8 protein-coding genes are annotated in these 15883 nt (G+C 68.3%); 3 read left to right on the plus strand and 5 right to left on the minus strand.

Features of this window, described 5'->3' with window-relative positions; genetic code table 11:
• Positions 1 to 356: 356 nt before the first annotated feature.
• From glgB to AC5RUW_RS12915, 3 genes are read right to left on the minus strand one after another with little or no spacing between them, the layout of a single operon-like run.
• A complete protein-coding gene (glgB, locus tag AC5RUW_RS12905; RefSeq protein ID WP_494161073.1) occupies positions 357 to 4307 on the minus strand; it encodes a 1,4-alpha-glucan branching protein GlgB in 3951 nt (1316 codons plus the stop codon).
• The gene (gene treS, locus AC5RUW_RS12910; protein ID WP_494161074.1) at positions 4304 to 6073 is read right to left on the minus strand and encodes a maltose alpha-D-glucosyltransferase; all 1770 of its coding nucleotides are present in this window, start codon (positions 6071 to 6073) and stop codon (positions 4304 to 4306) included. Before treS ends, glgB begins: the two co-directional genes overlap by 4 nt.
• On the minus strand, positions 6073 to 8124 hold the full coding sequence (locus tag AC5RUW_RS12915) for an alpha-1,4-glucan--maltose-1-phosphate maltosyltransferase (protein ID WP_494161075.1): 2052 nt from the start codon (positions 8122 to 8124) through the stop codon (positions 6073 to 6075). The genes treS and AC5RUW_RS12915 overlap by 1 nt, the downstream gene beginning before the upstream one ends.
• Positions 8125 to 8282: 158 nt before the next feature.
• On the opposite strand from AC5RUW_RS12915, the gene glgP reads away from it, so the two are divergent.
• The 3 genes from glgP to AC5RUW_RS12930 all read left to right on the plus strand — a co-directional run bounded on the left by glgP (position 8283) and on the right by AC5RUW_RS12930 (position 12728).
• Positions 8283 to 10907, plus strand: coding sequence for an alpha-glucan family phosphorylase (glgP, locus tag AC5RUW_RS12920; protein WP_494161076.1), 2625 nt, complete (start codon positions 8283 to 8285; stop codon positions 10905 to 10907).
• Positions 10908 to 11033: 126 nt separating this feature from the next.
• On the plus strand, positions 11034 to 12065 hold the full coding sequence (locus tag AC5RUW_RS12925; protein ID WP_494161077.1) for an Lrp/AsnC family transcriptional regulator: 1032 nt from the start codon (positions 11034 to 11036) through the stop codon (positions 12063 to 12065).
• A 45-nt stretch (positions 12066 to 12110) separates the two neighbouring features.
• On the plus strand, positions 12111 to 12728 hold the full coding sequence (locus AC5RUW_RS12930; RefSeq protein ID WP_494161078.1) for a TipAS antibiotic-recognition domain-containing protein: 618 nt from the start codon (positions 12111 to 12113) through the stop codon (positions 12726 to 12728).
• On the opposite strand, the gene glgX is transcribed toward AC5RUW_RS12930, so the two are convergent.
• On the minus strand, positions 12725 to 14845 hold the full coding sequence (glgX, locus tag AC5RUW_RS12935) for a glycogen debranching protein GlgX (protein WP_494161079.1): 2121 nt from the start codon (positions 14843 to 14845) through the stop codon (positions 12725 to 12727). The genes AC5RUW_RS12930 and glgX overlap by 4 nt on opposite strands.
• Positions 14846 to 14882: 37 nt before the next feature.
• Complete coding sequence (rlmB, locus tag AC5RUW_RS12940) at positions 14883 to 15860, minus strand: 23S rRNA (guanosine(2251)-2'-O)-methyltransferase RlmB (RefSeq protein ID WP_494161080.1); 978 nt, start codon at positions 15858 to 15860, stop codon at positions 14883 to 14885.
• Between the last annotated feature and the right edge of the window lie 23 nt (positions 15861 to 15883).

Consider the following 15883-nt stretch of genomic DNA (forward strand, 5'->3'; position numbering starts at 1 on the left):
GATCCCACCGCACGGGGGTGCGGCAAACCGGCCAAATAACCAATCAAAATAATTGGTATCAATAAACTTGGCACACTATTGAGTTCTCAAACAACAGGTGCTCCCGGCACCACCAACCGCGTGTTCCCTGGGGAACTTCTCGGCTGCCTCGCTCCGGAGCAACTTTTCTAGCTTACACACCTTCCGGCTCTTCGTCAACCCGGGCTTCCGACCCTCCGACGGTGCGGTGGGCGGCTGCTCTCCGGTTCAAGCGATTCGCTCGTTCGGCGCGGGAATCAATGATACCACGGTTTTGGGGCGGTGGGAAACCACCCCCCTGCCGGGCCGGCAGGGGGCCGATCTGCCAGCGATTCGCCTTACTCCACGGCCTTGGCTGCCGGCCTTTCGGCCTCAGGGACGCCGGCCTTCCGGGGCGCCAGGTACAGGACGCCCAGGGGCGGTACGGTCACCGTCGCGTGGGCGGGCTGTCCGTTGCAGGGTCCTTCCTCGGCGGTCACGACGCCCATGTTCCCCACCCCGGAGCCCCCGAACTCCGCGGCATCGGTGTTCAGCACTTCGTCCCATTCCCCGGCCCAGGGCAGGCCGAGGCGGAAGTTCTCGTGCGGGGCGCCGGCGAAGTTCGCGATGCACACCAGCGGGTTGCCCTGCGTATCCCAGCGGATAAAGGACAGGGCGTTGCGTGCGCCGTCGTTCTCCTCGATCCACTGGAAGCCGGCGGGCTCGTTGTCCCGCGCGTACAGCGCCGGGGTTTCGCGGTAGATCCCGTTGAGCTGGCGGACCAGCAGCTGCACGCCCCGGTGCTGGGGCGTATCGGCGAGGTACCAGTCCAGCCCGTACTGCTCGGACCATTCGGCTTCCTGGCCGAACTCGGTGCCCATGAAGATCAGCTGCTTGCCGGGGTGCGCCCATTGGAAAGCGAGGTACGCGCGCAGGTTCGCCAGCTGCTGCCACCGGTCTCCCGGCATCTTGCGCAGCAGCGAACCCTTGCCATGGACCACCTCGTCATGGCTGATCGGCAGCAGGAAGTTTTCGGTGTACGCGTACACCAGCGAGAAGGTGAGCTTGGCGTGGTGGTAGACCCGGTTGATCGGATCCTCCGACATGTACTGGAGGGTGTCGTGCATCCAGCCCATGTTCCACTTCAGCCCGAACCCGAGCCCGCCGGTATTGGTCGGCCGGGTGACCCCGGGGAACGCCGTGGATTCCTCGGCGATCATCACGATGCCGGGTACCCGCCGGTAGACGGTGGCGTTGACCTCCTGCAGGAAGGAGATGGCTTCGAGGTTTTCCCGGCCGCCGAATTCGTTGGGCCGCCACTGGCCCTCGGGACGGGAGTAGTCGAGGTAGAGCATGGAGGCCACGGCGTCCACGCGCAGGCCGTCGATGTGGAATTCCTCCAGCCAGTACACCGCATTGGCGACCAGGAAGTTGCGTACCTCGCGGCGCCCGTAATCGAAGATCAGGGTGCCCCAGTCCGGCTGCTCCCCGCGCAGCGGGTCGGCGCTTTCGTAGAGCGGCTGCCCGTCGAACTTTGCCAGCGCCCATTCATCCTTGGGGAAGTGCGCGGGAACCCAGTCCAGCAGGACGCCGATGCCGGCCTGGTGCAGCTTGTCCACCAGGTAGCGGAAGTCGTCCGGGTGCCCGAAACGGGACGTGGGAGCGAAGTAGGAGGTGACCTGGTAGCCCCAGGAGCCGCCGAAGGGGTGCTCGGCCACCGGCATGAACTCCACATGCGTGAAGCCCTGCCACGTCACGTACTCCACCAGCTGCTCCGCGAGCTCGCGGTAGTCGAGCCCCGGGCGCCACGAGCCCAAGTGCACCTCATACACGCTCATCGGCGCGTTGTGCGGATCCCGGCGGGCGCGGGCCTCCATCCAGTCCGAGTCGCCGAACCGGTACCCGGACTCGACCACCCGTGACGCCGTCAGGGGCGGCACCTCGCTGCCCTTGGCCAGCGGATCCGCCTTCTCCCGCCAGACGCCGTCGGCGCCGAGGATCTGGAACTTGTAACGGGCGCCGTCGGGCACCCCGGGGATGAACAGTTCCCAGACGCCGGAGCTGCCCAGCGACCGCATGGCGTTCAGCGCGCCGTTCCAGCCGTTGAAATCGCCGGTCACCCTGACGGCCCGCGCGTTGGGCGCCCAGACCGCGAAGCTGACCCCGTCGATGTCGCCGAGCACGGACTTGTAGTGGTGCGGATTCGCTCCCAGGACGGTCCAGAGCTTCTCGTGGCGGCCCTCGCCGATCAGGTGCAGGTCGATTTCACCCAGGGTGGGGAAGAACCGGTAGGGGTCGTCGAACAGATGGGTTCCGCCGCCCTGATATGCGGCCTCGATCCGGTAGTCGGGAACGTGGCCCGGGCTGGCGGCGGGCACCGTGCCCACCCAGATGCCGTTCCACTCATGGCGCAGCGGCACGCGCCCCTCCGGGGTGATCGCGGTGACGGTCTCGGCCAGCGGCCGCAGCGTCCGGATGGTCACGTTGCCGTGGTCATCGAGGTGCGCGCCCAGCACCGCGTGCGGCTGGTGGTAGCGGCCCTCGGAGACGGCCTGCAGGAGGTCTTCGGAGACCGCCAGCGGCTCGGTGGTGTTCGCTTCGGGTGCCTCGCCCGCGCCGTCGCCGGCCCGGCTTCCGGTGTTCGGGGCCGACGCCGGTCCATCGCCGGGTGTCTCTGACAGCGCCGCCTCATCGGCGCCCTGGGAACCAAGCGCGGCGTCGTCGGGCACCGCCGGCAGGGCCGCCTGGCCCGCACCGGGAAGGCGCACAGCCGCGTCGTCGGGCACCGCCGGCAGTTCAGCTGCCGTGCCGGTTGCCCGTTCCGGTTCCGTACCCTTGGTGCCCTTGTTCACGGTGCCCTCTTCCTGACTCATTGGTTCATCTGCCTGCTGCTTGCCGCGGAGACTCCGCTCCGCGTCGAGGATGCGGCGGACGGCGGCCACCGGCACCTGACGCCACTGCGGCCGGTTGCGGATCTCGTACACCACCTCATACAGCGCCTTGTCCAGCAAAAGCGCGAGGTAGAGGGGGTCGCGACGGTTGATCTGCGTGCCGGTTTCCTTCTCGTAGCCGCGCACGAAGGCGTCGCTGGCCTCCTCGGCCCAGCGCGCGGCCCGCCTGCGGCGCTCCTCGGCGCTGCCGCCGCCCTCCTCCGCCATCACCGCGACGGAGGCTGCGTAGTCAATTGAACGGAGCATGCCCACGACGTCGCGCAGCGGGGCGTCGGGGACACTCCGCTCGGCGGCGGGGCGCAGCGGCTCGCCCTCGAAGTCCAGTACCGTCCAGCCGCGGTCCGCGGACCACAGGACCTGGCCGAGGTGGTAGTCGGCGTGGATCCGCTGCAGGTCGGGCAGGGACTGCAGAGCCTCCACCCGGCGGACCAGGTCCTGGACGTCGGCGTCGTAGCCGCCGACGTCGGGGCCCGCCTCGCTCCAGGCCCAGCGGATCCGGTCGGCCAGCGCCTGCAGGAAGGCCCGCCGCTCCGCCGCATCAGGGGCGTGCGTCTCGAAGGCCCGGGCCAGCTGCCGGTGGATCCGCCCGGTGACGGCGCCCAGTTCCTCGGCCTGGCCGGTGAAGTCCCGCCCCTCCAGGGCGGCGGCGGAGGCCAGCCGCCAGGCATCGCGGCTGCCGGGAATGAACTCGCGCAGCACGGCCAGCTGGCCGGACACCCAGTCCCCGCCGTGCGGGTCCTGCCAGCTGCCGGTAACCCAGCCGAGGGTCTCCGGAACATCGCGGGAACCGATCTCGGTAAGCCGGGCACCCACCACCACGTCGGGGCTCTCCCCGGCGGCAAGGACCCGGAAGAACTTGAGGATCAGCTCCCCGCGCTCGGTGCCGACCACCACTGAGGTGTTGGACTGCTCGCCGCGCAGCACCTTGGTGGGCAACGGACTGACGAACGGCGGCCAGTCCGGGAAGCCGGCCTCGGCCACTCCGCTGGTGCGCTCATCGGCAGTTCCGGATTGGGAGCGCATCAGCTCCAGCCAGGCCGTGACCAGCACCGGATCGGCGGTGCCGTCATACAGCCAGCGCTCCCCCAGCGTCGCATGGGTGGCCCGGCCAATGAGGTGCTCCTCAAGCTCCGGGACGCTCTCCCCGTAAACCGTCACCGGCACGGACACCACGTCGGTGCCCTCGGCGGACTGCAGCGCGATCAGGTGCACCTCGAGCCCGGCCACACCCGCCGGGTCCTCCAGGCGCACCCCGCCCACGCGGCTGAGCGTCAGCTCACGCCCCCTGCCCGGAAACCACCGCTGCCGAGGCAGCCAGGCAGTAAGCAGTTCGGGCAGGGCGGGCGTGAGCTGGCTCATTTCTTCGAGGCCTCCGATACGGTCACCAGCGGAATTGCTTCGGTATGCGGGGACGCCATGTTCGACTTGGCCGAACGCAGCCGCAGCCAGAAGAAGTCATGGCTGCCCAGGGTGATCGTCAGCGTGCCGTCCTCGCCAAATGCCGGGAACGGCATGCCGCCAAAGGCATCCCGCAGGCCCCGGCCGGCGAACTCGGGCAGGTTGACCGTGGTGGCCACCGGGTGCTGGGAGAGGTTGAAGATGCAGAACATCGTCTCGCCGGGCTCACCCTCGGGATTGTCCTCGGGCAGCTCCCGCAGGAAGGCGAGCACCGATTCCGCGTCGGTGGGCACGTTCCGGTAGCTGCCGAGCCCGAACGCCGGGTGGGTCCGCCGCACCATGATCATCTGCCGCACCCACTGCAGCAGCGAGCTCGAGCTGGCCAGCTGGGCCTCCACGTTGACGTGGTTGTAGTGGTAGACCAGCGACTGGACCACCGGCAGGTACAGCTTGCCCGGATCGGCGGTGGAGAACCCGGCGTTGCGGTCGGGGTTCCACTGCATGGGGGTACGGGAGGCATCCCGGTCCTCCAGCCAGATGTTGTCGCCCATGCCGATCTCGTCGCCGTAGTACAGGAAGGGACTTCCCGGCAGCGACAGCAGCAGCGCGTGGATCAGCTCGATCTCGGCCCTGGAGTTGTCCAGCAGCGGAGCCAGCCGCCGCCGGATACCGATGTTCGCCCGCATCCGGGGATCCGGGGCGTACCAGCCCAGCATCGCCTGGCGTTCCTCGTTGGTGACCATTTCAAGGGTCAGCTCATCGTGGTTGCGCAGGAAGGTGCCCCACTGGCTGCCCGTCGGGATCGCCGGGGTTTCCTCCATGGTCTGCACGATCGGCGCGGCTTTCTGGTCCCTGAGGGCGTAGAACAGCCGCGGCATGATCGGGAAGTGGAAGCACATGTGGCATTCCGGTCCGGTCTCGTCGCCGAAGTACTCCACCACTTCATGCGGCATCTGGTTCGCCTCGGCGATGATGACCCGGCCCGGGTAGTTCTCATCGACCATGGTCCGCAGGTCCTTGAGGAACCGGTGCGTGGCGGGCAGGTTCTCGCAGTTGGTTCCGTCCTCTTCGAAGAGGTAGGGGATGGCATCCGCCCGGAATCCGTCGATGCCCTGGTCCAGCCAGAAGCGGACGACGTCGAACACCGCCTCGACGACCTTGGGGTTCTCAAAGTTCAGGTCGGGCTGGTGGCTGAAGAACCGGTGCCAGTAGAACTGCCGGCGCACGGGGTCGAACGCCCAGTTGGACTCTTCGGTGTCGACGAAGATGATCCGGGCGTCCTTGTACTTTTCGTCGGTGTCGGACCAGACATAGAAGTCGCCGTAGGGCCCGTCGGGATCGTTGCGGGATTCCTCGAACCAGGGGTGCTTGTCCGAGGTGTGGTTCAGGGGCAGGTCGATGATCACCCGGACGCCGCGGGCGTGGGCCTCGGCCACCAGGCGCTTGAAGTCGCTGATGGTGCCGAACTCATCCAGCACGTCGTAGTAGTCGGAAATGTCGTAGCCGCCGTCGCGCAGCGGCGACTTGAAGAACGGCGGAAGCCAAAGGCAGTCCACGCCGAGCCACTGCAGGTAGTCCAGCTGGGATATCAGGCCGCTGAAGTCCCCGTTTCCGTCTCCGTTGGAGTCACGGAAACCGCGGACAAGGACTTCGTAGAAGACGGCCTTGCGGTACCAGTTCGGATCGTTGGTCAGGCCCGGTGCGTGCAGCTGGAACGGGTTGGGCACTAGGAGCTCCTCCGTACGGACAGGATGTGGGCGGGTTCGTAGTGCGCATCAAGGCGCACATAGTTGTATTGTCCCCACCTCCAGCTGTTGCCGCTGATCAGGTCGTCCACCCAGAAGGTTCCGTCTTCGTTGAAGTCCTCCGGATCCAGGTGCAGGGAATCGAGGTCCAGGGTCACTGTGCACTCGCGTGCGCTGTGCGGGTCCGTGTTGACGACGATGATCAGCGTGTCCTTGCTGGTCGGGTCGCCCGGGCGGGTCTGCTTGTGCTTCGAGTATGCGACGGTCGCCTCGTCGGTGGTGGTCTGCACCGTGAGGTTCTGCAGGTCCCCCAGGGCCGGATGCAGCCGCCGGATCTCGTTGAGGCGGGTCAGGTAGGGCGCGAGGCTGCGGCCCTCGGCCTCCGCCAGCGCGAAGTCGCGCTGCTTGTACTCGAACTTTTCGTTGTCGATGTACTCCTCCGCGCCGGGACGGGCCACGTGCTCGTACAACTCGTAGCCGGCGTACACGCCCCACAGCGGGCTCGCGGTGGCGGCCAGGACCGCGCGGATCTTGAAGGCGGGCGGGCCGCCGTACTGCAGGAACTCGGTCAGGATGTCCGGAGTGTTGACAAAGAAGTTCGGGCGGAAGAACGCCGAGCTTTCATGCGAGACCTCGTTGAAGTACTCCTCGAGCTCGCCGCGGGTGTTCCGCCAGGTGAAGTAGGTGTAGGACTGCTGGAACCCCGCCATCCCGAGGGCGTGCATCATGGGCGGCCGGGTGAAGGCCTCGGCAAGGAACACGACGTCGGGGTGCTGCTCGTTGACGGTGCCGATCAGCCACTCCCAGAAGCGCAGCGGCTTGGTATGGGGATTGTCCACCCGGAAGATCTTCACCCCGTGGCTGATCCACATCAGCACGATCCGCAGGATTTCCCGGGAGAGGCCCTCGTAATCGTTGTCGAAGTTCAGCGGATAGATGTCCTGGTACTTCTTGGGGGGATTCTCCGCATAGGCGATCGTGCCGTCTACGCGCGTGGTGAACCACTCCGGATGCTCGGTGACCCAGGGGTGGTCCGGGGAGGCCTGCAGCGCCAGGTCCAGCGCCACCTCAAGGCCCAGTTCCCGGGCCCGCGAGACGAAGTGGTCAAAGTCCTCAAAGGTGCCCAGATCGGGGTGGATCGCGTCGTGTCCGCCTTCGGGTGCGCCGATCGCCCACGGAGATCCCGGATCCTGCGCGCCGGCCACGAGCGTGTTGTTCGGCCCCTTGCGGTGCGTGGTACCGATGGGGTGCACGGGCGGCAGGTAGATAACGTCGAACCCCATTGCCGCCACCCGGTCCAGGGAGCGTGCGGCGGAGCGAAAGGTGCCGCTGGTCCACTCACGGGTGCCCGGGTCCAGCACGGCGCCCTCGGAGCGGGGGAAGAACTCGTACCAGGAGCCGCGTCCGGCGCGCTCACGCTCCACCTTGATCGGGAACCGAGGCGAGCTCGTCACCAGGTCCCGGATCGGATTGCGTTCCAGCACCTCGGTGACGGCGGGCGCGGCGGCTGCGGCAAACCGCTGGTCCACCGGCAGCGCCGTGTCGGCGAGCGCCGCAGCGGCCTGGGCCAGCACACGGGCCTCCTCCGGGGGCCGCTCCGCTGCCGCGGCTTCGAAGATCACGGCGCCTTCCGCCAGCATCAGCTCGACGTCGACGCCGGCGGCAATCTTCACCTCGGCGTTGTGGTGCCAGGTGCCGTAGACGTCGGCCCAGCCTTCGACGGCGAAGGTCCAGTCGCCCTCACTGGTGGGGCGCATCAGTCCTTCCCACCGGTCCAGCCCGATGCCCTTGGGCTTCAGCCGGGTCCGGGCAGCCAGGTTCCCGTCCGGGCCGTACAGCGCCACGCTGGCTCCGACCAGGTCGTGGCCCTCCCGGAACACGGTGGCTCCGACCACCAGGTCCTCCCCGGGGATGGCTTTGGCGGGAAAACGGCCGCACTCCACTACGGGAGACACATTCATCACGGGAATCCGGCCGAACCGGAGTTCCCTGGCGGTCTGTTCACGGGCTGGCGAGGCACTATGAGCGGTCACAGACAAGACGTTAGCGACAAACAGGCCGAAATGCTAAGCCAGCGTACTTTCGCCACTTGGGCCCTGATCTGCGGCAATGTGAACGGATCGGCAGGATTTACCCGCAGTTAACGCTTTCGCCCTCCAGACCCGGCGTGCCGTGCGCTAGCCTTTCCGGGGTGAAGGCCATACGCAGATTCACCGTACGCACTGTCCTGCCGCAGAGCATTGCCCCGCTTTCGAAACTCGCGGCCAACCTGCGCTGGTCCTGGCACCGGCCCACCGCGGAGCTGTTCCGGGACCTTGACCCGCAGGCCTGGGCGGCAAGCGGACATGATCCGCTGAAATTCCTGGGGTCCCTGAGCAGGGAAAGCCTGGAACGGATGGCCCGCGACTCCGGTCTGGCCGGGCGGATCCAGGAGCTGGGCCAGGACCTGGACCGCTATCTCACGGCGCCGCGCTGGTATCAGTCCCTCGGCGAGGACGCTCCGCGTTCCATCGCCTACTTCTCCCCCGAGTACGGCATCAGCGCCGTGCTGCCGCAGTACTCCGGCGGCCTCGGCATCCTGGCCGGCGACCATCTGAAGTCGGCCTCCGATCTGGGGGTGCCGCTGGTCGGCGTCGGCCTGCTCTACCAGGCCGGCTACTTCAAGCAGTCGCTCTCGCGGGACGGCTGGCAGCAGGAAACCTACCCGGTGCTCGACCCCAACGGGCTGCCTCTGACGCTGCTGCGCGAGGAGGACGGAACGCCGGCCCGGATCAGCCTGCCGCTGCCTAACTCGCGGCGGCTGATGGCGCAGATCTGGCGTGCCGACGTCGGCCGGGTGCCCCTGCTCCTGCTGGACTCCGACGTCTCCGGGAACGACGACGCGGCGCGCGGGGTCACCGACCGGCTGTACGGCGGCGGCGGCGACCACCGGCTGCAGCAGGAGCTGCTGCTGGGCATGGGCGGGGTGAAGGCGCTGCGCACCTTCCAGCGGCTGACCGGTGCGCCGGCTCCCGAGGTGTTCCACAGCAATGAGGGCCACGCCGGGTTCCTCGGGGTGGAGCGGATCCGCGAGCTGATGGATGCGGGCATGAGCTGGGACGAGGCGTTGACCGTCACCCGCGCCTCCACGGTGTTCACCACGCACACCCCGGTGCCGGCCGGCATCGACCGGTTCGAGCAGGCGCAGATCCGCCACTTCTTCGCCGCCGGACTGGCGCAGTCGGTGCCCACCGACAAGATCCTCGCCCTCGGAGCCGAGAACTATGACGGCGGGGATCCCTCCAAGTTCAACATGGCGGTCATGGGGCTCCGCCTGGCCCAGCGGGCGAACGGTGTGGCGAAGCTGCACGGCGAGGTTTCCCGGCGTATGTTTGCCGGCCTGTGGCCGGGCTTTGACGCGTCCGAGGTACCCATCACCTCGGTCACCAACGGCGTCCATGTGCCCACTTGGGTGGATCCCGAGCTGACCGCCCTCGCCGCGGAGAAGTTCGGCGTGGCCGCCGTGCACGACCGTGACTGGGGGCGGGCGTATGAAATCTCCGACGATGACCTGTGGGCGCTGCGGCGCCGGCTGCGCCAGAACCTGATTGACGACGTGCGCCGCCGGGTCCGTGCCGCCTGGCGCAAGCGCGGAGCCGCGGACGCTGAACTGGGCTGGACCGATTCCGTGCTGGATCCGGACGTGCTGACCATCGGGTTCGCCCGGCGCGTGCCGACGTACAAGCGGCTGACGCTCATGCTGCGGGACCCGGCGCGGCTGAAGAAGCTGCTGCTGCATCCCACGCATCCCGTCCAGATCGTCATCGCCGGCAAGTCCCACCCCGCCGACGAGCAGGGCAAGCGGATGATCCAGGACCTGGTGCAGTTCACCGATGACCCCGCCATCCGGCACCGGATCGTGTTCCTGCCCAACTACGACATCGCCATGGCCCGGACCCTGTTCCCCGGCTGCGACGTGTGGCTCAACAACCCGCTGCGCCCGTTGGAGGCCTCCGGTACCTCGGGAATGAAGGCGGCCATCAACGGCGGCCTGAACCTGTCGGTGCTCGACGGCTGGTGGGACGAGATGTACGACGGCGACAACGGGTGGGCGATTCCCTCGGCCAACCCGACGGACGGCCCCGAGACCCGGGAGGTCTACAGCCCCGACCAGCGCGATGACATCGAGGCCGCCGCGCTGTACGACCTGCTGGAGAACCAGGTGACCCGCCTGTTCTACGGGGGGACCCCGCCCATGGCTGCCGGCGCGGCCGGCCCGTCCGATCCCAGCCCGGAGGGCCCTCCGCGGGAGTGGCTGGAGATGGTCAAGCACACCCTGGCGGAGCTGGGGCCCAATGTCTCCGCCAACCGGATGCTGCGGGACTACGTGAACCGGCTCTACCGGCCGGCCTGCTCCTCCGGGCGCGCCGTCGCCGCCGACCACCATCAGGCGGCCAGGGAGCTCGCGGCGTGGATCGTGCGGGTCCGGGACGGCTGGTCCGGAGTCGGCGTGGAGCACGTGGATTCGATCGGCATCACGGACGAGCCGCAGATCGGTGACCAGCTGACGGTGCAGGCCTACGTCAACCTCGGGTCGCTGCGTCCCTCCGACGTCAGCGTGGAGGTGGTCTACGGCAGGGCCCTGGAGAACGACCAGCTCACCGACCACTCCGTGCTTGAACTTGAGGAAGCCCAGGATCTGGGCTCGGGCCGGCACCTGTTCTCCGGGGTGATCTCCATTGAGCAGGCGGGACCGTTCGGGTATACCGTCCGGGTGCTGCCGGACCATGCGGGGCTCGCGTCCAAGGCCGAGCTGGGCCTGGTGGCCAACGCCTGACCTCTCCGGTCCCCACATTTGCCTGCTCCCGGGCCCTGTTACGGGTTTCCCCAGGTTCCAGGGCCTCTTGTCCGGTGCTGCGCGCGGCGACGAGTAGGATCGTCGCCAGACGAACCGGAGGGAAGAATGCCTGAGCGAAGCGCTGGTCCTGAGTTGTCCGAACTGGACCTTGCCCTGGTCAACGTCCTTCAGGTGGCGCCCCGGATTGCCTGGGGCGATGCCGGAGAGATCCTCGGCGTACACCCGACAACGCTGGCCGCCCGGTGGGAGCGGCTGCGGGACTCGGGCACCGTCTGGCTCGGCGCCCTGCCGAACGTCTCCACCGCGCCCGAGGGATTGGCTTTCGTCTCGCTGTTGTGCCGGCCTGGACGGCAGGCACAGGCGGTAAAGGCCCTGTCCGCCCTACCCGAAGTGGTCGCTTTGGACATTTGCTCCGGGGAACCGGATCTGAGCCTGCTCGTCGCCGGCGAGGACCATTCGTCGCTCACCCGTCTGCTGGAGGAGAGCATCACGGGCGCTCCGGGCGTCAGGCATGCACGGATAGGGCTGTGCACCCGGCTTCATACCGCGGGCCGGCAGTGGACGCTGAATGTCCTTGCCCCGGAGCAGCTGGCCCGGGCGCAGGCGTTGGGAGCCACGCCGCAGGCCCAGGGCCAGCAGGCCGTCCTGCAGGAGGAACACCTGCCGGTGATGGAAATCCTGATGCGCAACGGCCGTGCCTCCGCTGCCGATGTGGCACGGGCAACCGGGCTGCACCCGGCCACGGCCCGCCGTTACCTGCAGAAGGTCCTCGCCAGCGGAGAGTTCCAGATCCGCTGCGACCTTTCCCAGCCGCTGACGGGCATGCCTCTGAACGTTCTGTGGGCCACCCGCCTGAATGCCGCCGACCACCACGCCGCTGCGTCCCTGCTGGCCGAGGATCCCCGTACCCAGATGGTCGCCTCCATCACCGGGCGGGCGAATTTCCTTGTGGCCATGTGGATGCGGTCCGCCGCCGATGTCTTGGACGTTGAGCAATCCATCCAGGAACGGGTGCCCGGCATCGAGATTCTCGACTCGGTGGTTACGCTCCGTCCGGTCAAGCGGATCTGCCGGGTGCTGGATGCGGGCGGCCGGGCCGAGGAGCAGCACGTGCCGAGGATCCCGGCTCTCAGCTAGGGAACGTTCCGCCCCGCCGGGGCTTGATGTTGACACAGCGGGGAGATGGTGCGCCTGCAGCGGATCCTGCTGCTGCGCGGGCTGGGCCTGGGGCTGCCGCAGATCCGCAGCATCTTGGAAGGGCAGCAGGACGACGCAGCCGCCCTGGCCGAGCATCTGGAGCTGCTGAACGGGGAACGGCGCCGGCTGCAGGACCAGATCCGGGCCCTCCGGGCCACCCTCGACGCGCTGAGCAGCGGAAAGGACATCATGGCGGAGGAAATGTTCCATGGCTTCGACCACACCCGTTACCGCGGCGAGGTGGTGGAACGCTGGGGAGAGCAGGCATACCAGGAGTCCGACCGCTGGTGGCGGTCCCTCGATGCCGGGCAGAAGGAGGGCTTCCACGCCGAGCACGCCGCTCTGCAGGACGCCTGGGACGACCTGCAGCGCCGCGGCCTGCCGCCGGACAGCACGGAAAGCCAGGACACCGCCGCACGACACGCGCAGTGGATCGGGGCGGGGAGCGGAAACCGGCGGCCGAATCCGCAGATGCTTATCGGGCTGGCGGAAATGTACGTGTCCGACGAACGGTTCGGGGCGAACTACACCCGTGAGTTCGAGGCCGGTGCCCGGTACGTGCGCGACGCGCTGGTGTACCTGGCACAGAACCTGCCGGGCTAGTCTGAGGCTCCGCCGCTGAGCTTGTAGACCGTGAGGGAGTTTCCCGGAACACGTTCCCGGTCGCCGCCGGCCAGCCGCGAGCCACGCCGGTCGGCGGCGGACGCCGTGCAGAACAGCGGCTCGTAGCGGCGGCCGGGACCGAGGTCCGCGCCGGAGGATTGCAGGATCGAGGCGTCAGGCAGGGTAATCTGCCGTTCCTGGAGATGCCCGTTGAGCACCAGGAGCCCGGCCAGTTCCCCGCTGGCCGCGGCGATGACGAGCTGCAGCACCCGGTTTTCCGGGTCTTCCCACTTTTCCGGCACCATCGGCTGGCCGGCCGCATCGAACCACAGCAGGTGCGAGGATCCGCTGTCGGCAGGGAACCGGAACGGCTGCGTCCGCAGGTACTGCTCCCGGAGCCGCAGCAGCCTGCGGGTGTCCCTGAGCAGCGCCTGCCCTTCCTCGTCCAGGTTCCAGTCCACCCAGGAAATCTCGTTGTCCTGGCTGTAGGCGTTGTTGTTGCCGTGCTGGGTCCGGCCGAACTCATCGCCGGCGGTGAGCATGGGTACGCCGACGGCAAAGGCCAGGGTCGCCATGACGTTGCGGGCGGTCTGCAGCCGGCGCTGCCGGATTGCCGGGTCCTCCGACGCTCCTTCGACGCCGTGGTTCCAGCTTCGGTTGGAGTCGCTGCCGTCGCGGTTGCCTTCGCCGTTGGCTTCGTTGTGCTTGCCGTTGTAGCTGGTCAGGTCCCGCAGGGTGAATCCGTCATGTGCCGTGACGAAGTTCAGCGAGGCCAGCGGCGTGCGGCCGGAATTCGCGAACAGGTCCGCGGAACCGGCCAGGGCCCCGGCGATGCGGGCCACCGATCCGCCCCGCCCGCCGCCGTCCAGCGCCCCCTGGTCGGCGATCCAGAAGTCGCGGACACTGTCCCGGAACCTGTCGTTCCAATCCGCCCAGCCGGGCGGAAAATTGCCCGTCTGCCAGCCGTCGGGCCCGATGTCCCAGGGCTCGGAGATCAGCTTGACCGACTGGAGCGTCTCGTCGGCGGCACAGGCGACCAGGAAGGGATGCCGGCGGTCGTAGCGGTGGTTGGAGCCGCGGGCCAGGGCGGGCGCCAGGTCGAACCTGAAGCCGTCCACGTGGTACTCGTTCACCCAGCAGCGGAGGGAATCGAGAGCCAGCTGCACCACCCGCGGCTCGCTGAAGTCCAGTGTGTTGCCGCAGCCGGTGACATCGAAGTACCGGCCCTCGTGATCGTGCCGGTAGTAGGTGGACTCCCCCAAGCCGCGGAAGCTCAGCGCCGGTTCGCCTTGTTGTCCTTCGGCGGTGTGGTTGTAGACGACGTCCAGGATCACCTCGAGGCCGGCGCGGTGCAGGTCCCGGACCATGGCCTTGACCTCGTCCTGAACTCCCTGGGCGCCCCGGCGTCTGGCTTCCTCGGTGGCGTACGTGTCGTGCGGTGCGAAGAACCCGGCGGTGTTGTATCCCCAGTAGTTGGTCAGGCCCAGTTCCTTCAGGTGCGGTTCATCCGTGTGGAAGTGGATGGGCAGCAGCTCGACGGCGGTGACGCCCAGGTCCCGCAGGTACCCGGTCACGGCCGGATGGGCCAGCCCGGCATAGGTGCCGCGCAGTTCCGGGGGCACCTCGGGATGCAGCATGGTCAGGCCCTTGACGTGGGCCTCGTAGATGACGCTGCTGCGCCACGGCACGTGCGGCCTGGGGGCGCCGCCCCAGTCGAACTTCGGGGACGTGTGCACCGAAAACAGCAGCGGGCTGCCGTCGGGTCCGGGCGCGGTTTCGATTCCCCGGGCATAGGGGTCGATCAGCAGCTGGAAGGAGCCGGGCTCCCCCGGCAGGTCCTGCCCCTGGGGCCAGAATCCGTACCGCGCGCCGTACCGCAGTCCGGGCACGGGGGCGTGGTGGATGCCTGCGTGCCCGTCCGCGAGGTGGCGGCGGTGCCAGCGGCCGTCAGCCTCCCAGAGCACGTCGACGGCCACCAGCCCGGGTGCGAACACCGAGACGTTGGTGCCGCCGTCGGGCAGCTGCGGCAGGCCGCTGCGCACGCCCAGCGGAAAGGGCAGGGAGGATCCGCGCGGGTAGTCCGCGCGGATCGGGTCGCCAACCGTTGGTTCCGCCATGCTGCCTCTCGCCGCTAGTGTGGCCGGCCCGCCACGGTCAGGCCGTGCGCTGCCGCGCCACCTCGTACAGGGTGATGCCCACGGCCATCGAGGCGTTCAGGGACTCCATGGCCGAATCGATGGGAATGGACACGATCTGGTCGCAGTTCTCGCGGACCAGCCGGGACAGGCCCTTGCCCTCTGAACCGACGACGATGCAGATGGGTTCCTTCGCCAGGGTCAGGTCCGGCAACGAAACGTCACCGCCGCCGTCCAGGCCGAGGACGAACATGCCCATCTTCTTGAACGTGTTCAGGGTGTTGTTCAGGTTCCCGGCGCGGGCCACCGGCACGCGGACCGCGGCGCCGGCGCTGGTCTTCCAGGCGGAGGCGGTCATGCCCACGGAGCGGCGCTCCGGGATGACGACGCCGCTGCCGCTGAAGGCGGAGGTGGAACGGATGATCGCGCCCAGGTTGCGCGGGTCTGTGATCCCGTCCAGCGCCACGAACAGCGGGGCGTGGGCGACGTGGCCCTTCTTCCAGGCCGTCAGCGCGGCCTCGGCCAGGTCGATCGGGTCGGCGTAGTCGTAGGGCGGGATCTGGAGGACCAGGCCCTGGTGCACGGCCTCGTTGGTCATCCGGTCCAGTTCGGGCTTGTGCGCCTCGAGAACGGGAAGGCCCCGCTCGGAGGCGATCTTCAGCGCCTCACGGACCCGGTCGTCCATGTCGATGCGCACGCCGACATAGAGCGCCTTAGCCGGGATCTCGGCCCGCAGCGCCTCGAGGACGGAGTTGCGCCCGGTGACGACCTCCTCAGCGACCTTGCCGCGGACGTTGGTGCCCTGGCGTCCGCCGGCGTGCTTGGCAGCGCTGCGGTCGGAGAGCTGCTTGGCGCGGTAAGCCTTGTGGTACGGCCGATCCTCCGCCTTGGGGGTGGGTCCCTTGCCTTCCAGAGCCTTGCGGCCGTGACCGCCGGTGCCCGTGGTGGGTCCCTTTTTGTTCTTGCGCACAGCGCCGGGACGTCCCTTGTTGGCCATGAATTCACCTTAGGTAGAGAAAA

Source organism: Arthrobacter sp. Y3222053 (assembly GCF_059092805.1).

Bases quoted from the DNA above. Each gene is read 5' to 3' on its own strand.
- glgX (WP_494161079.1), bottom strand. From the start codon at position 14,845: ATGGCGGAACCAACGGTTGGCGACCCGATCCGCGCGGACTACCCGCGC.
- glgB (WP_494161073.1), bottom strand. From the start codon at position 4,307: ATGAGCCAGCTCACGCCCGCCCTGCCCGAACTGCTTACTGCCTGGCTG.
- AC5RUW_RS12930 (WP_494161078.1), top strand. From the start codon at position 12,111: ATGGTGCGCCTGCAGCGGATCCTGCTGCTGCGCGGGCTGGGCCTGGGG.
- AC5RUW_RS12925 (WP_494161077.1), top strand. From the start codon at position 11,034: ATGCCTGAGCGAAGCGCTGGTCCTGAGTTGTCCGAACTGGACCTTGCC.
- rlmB (WP_494161080.1), bottom strand. From the start codon at position 15,860: ATGGCCAACAAGGGACGTCCCGGCGCTGTGCGCAAGAACAAAAAGGGA.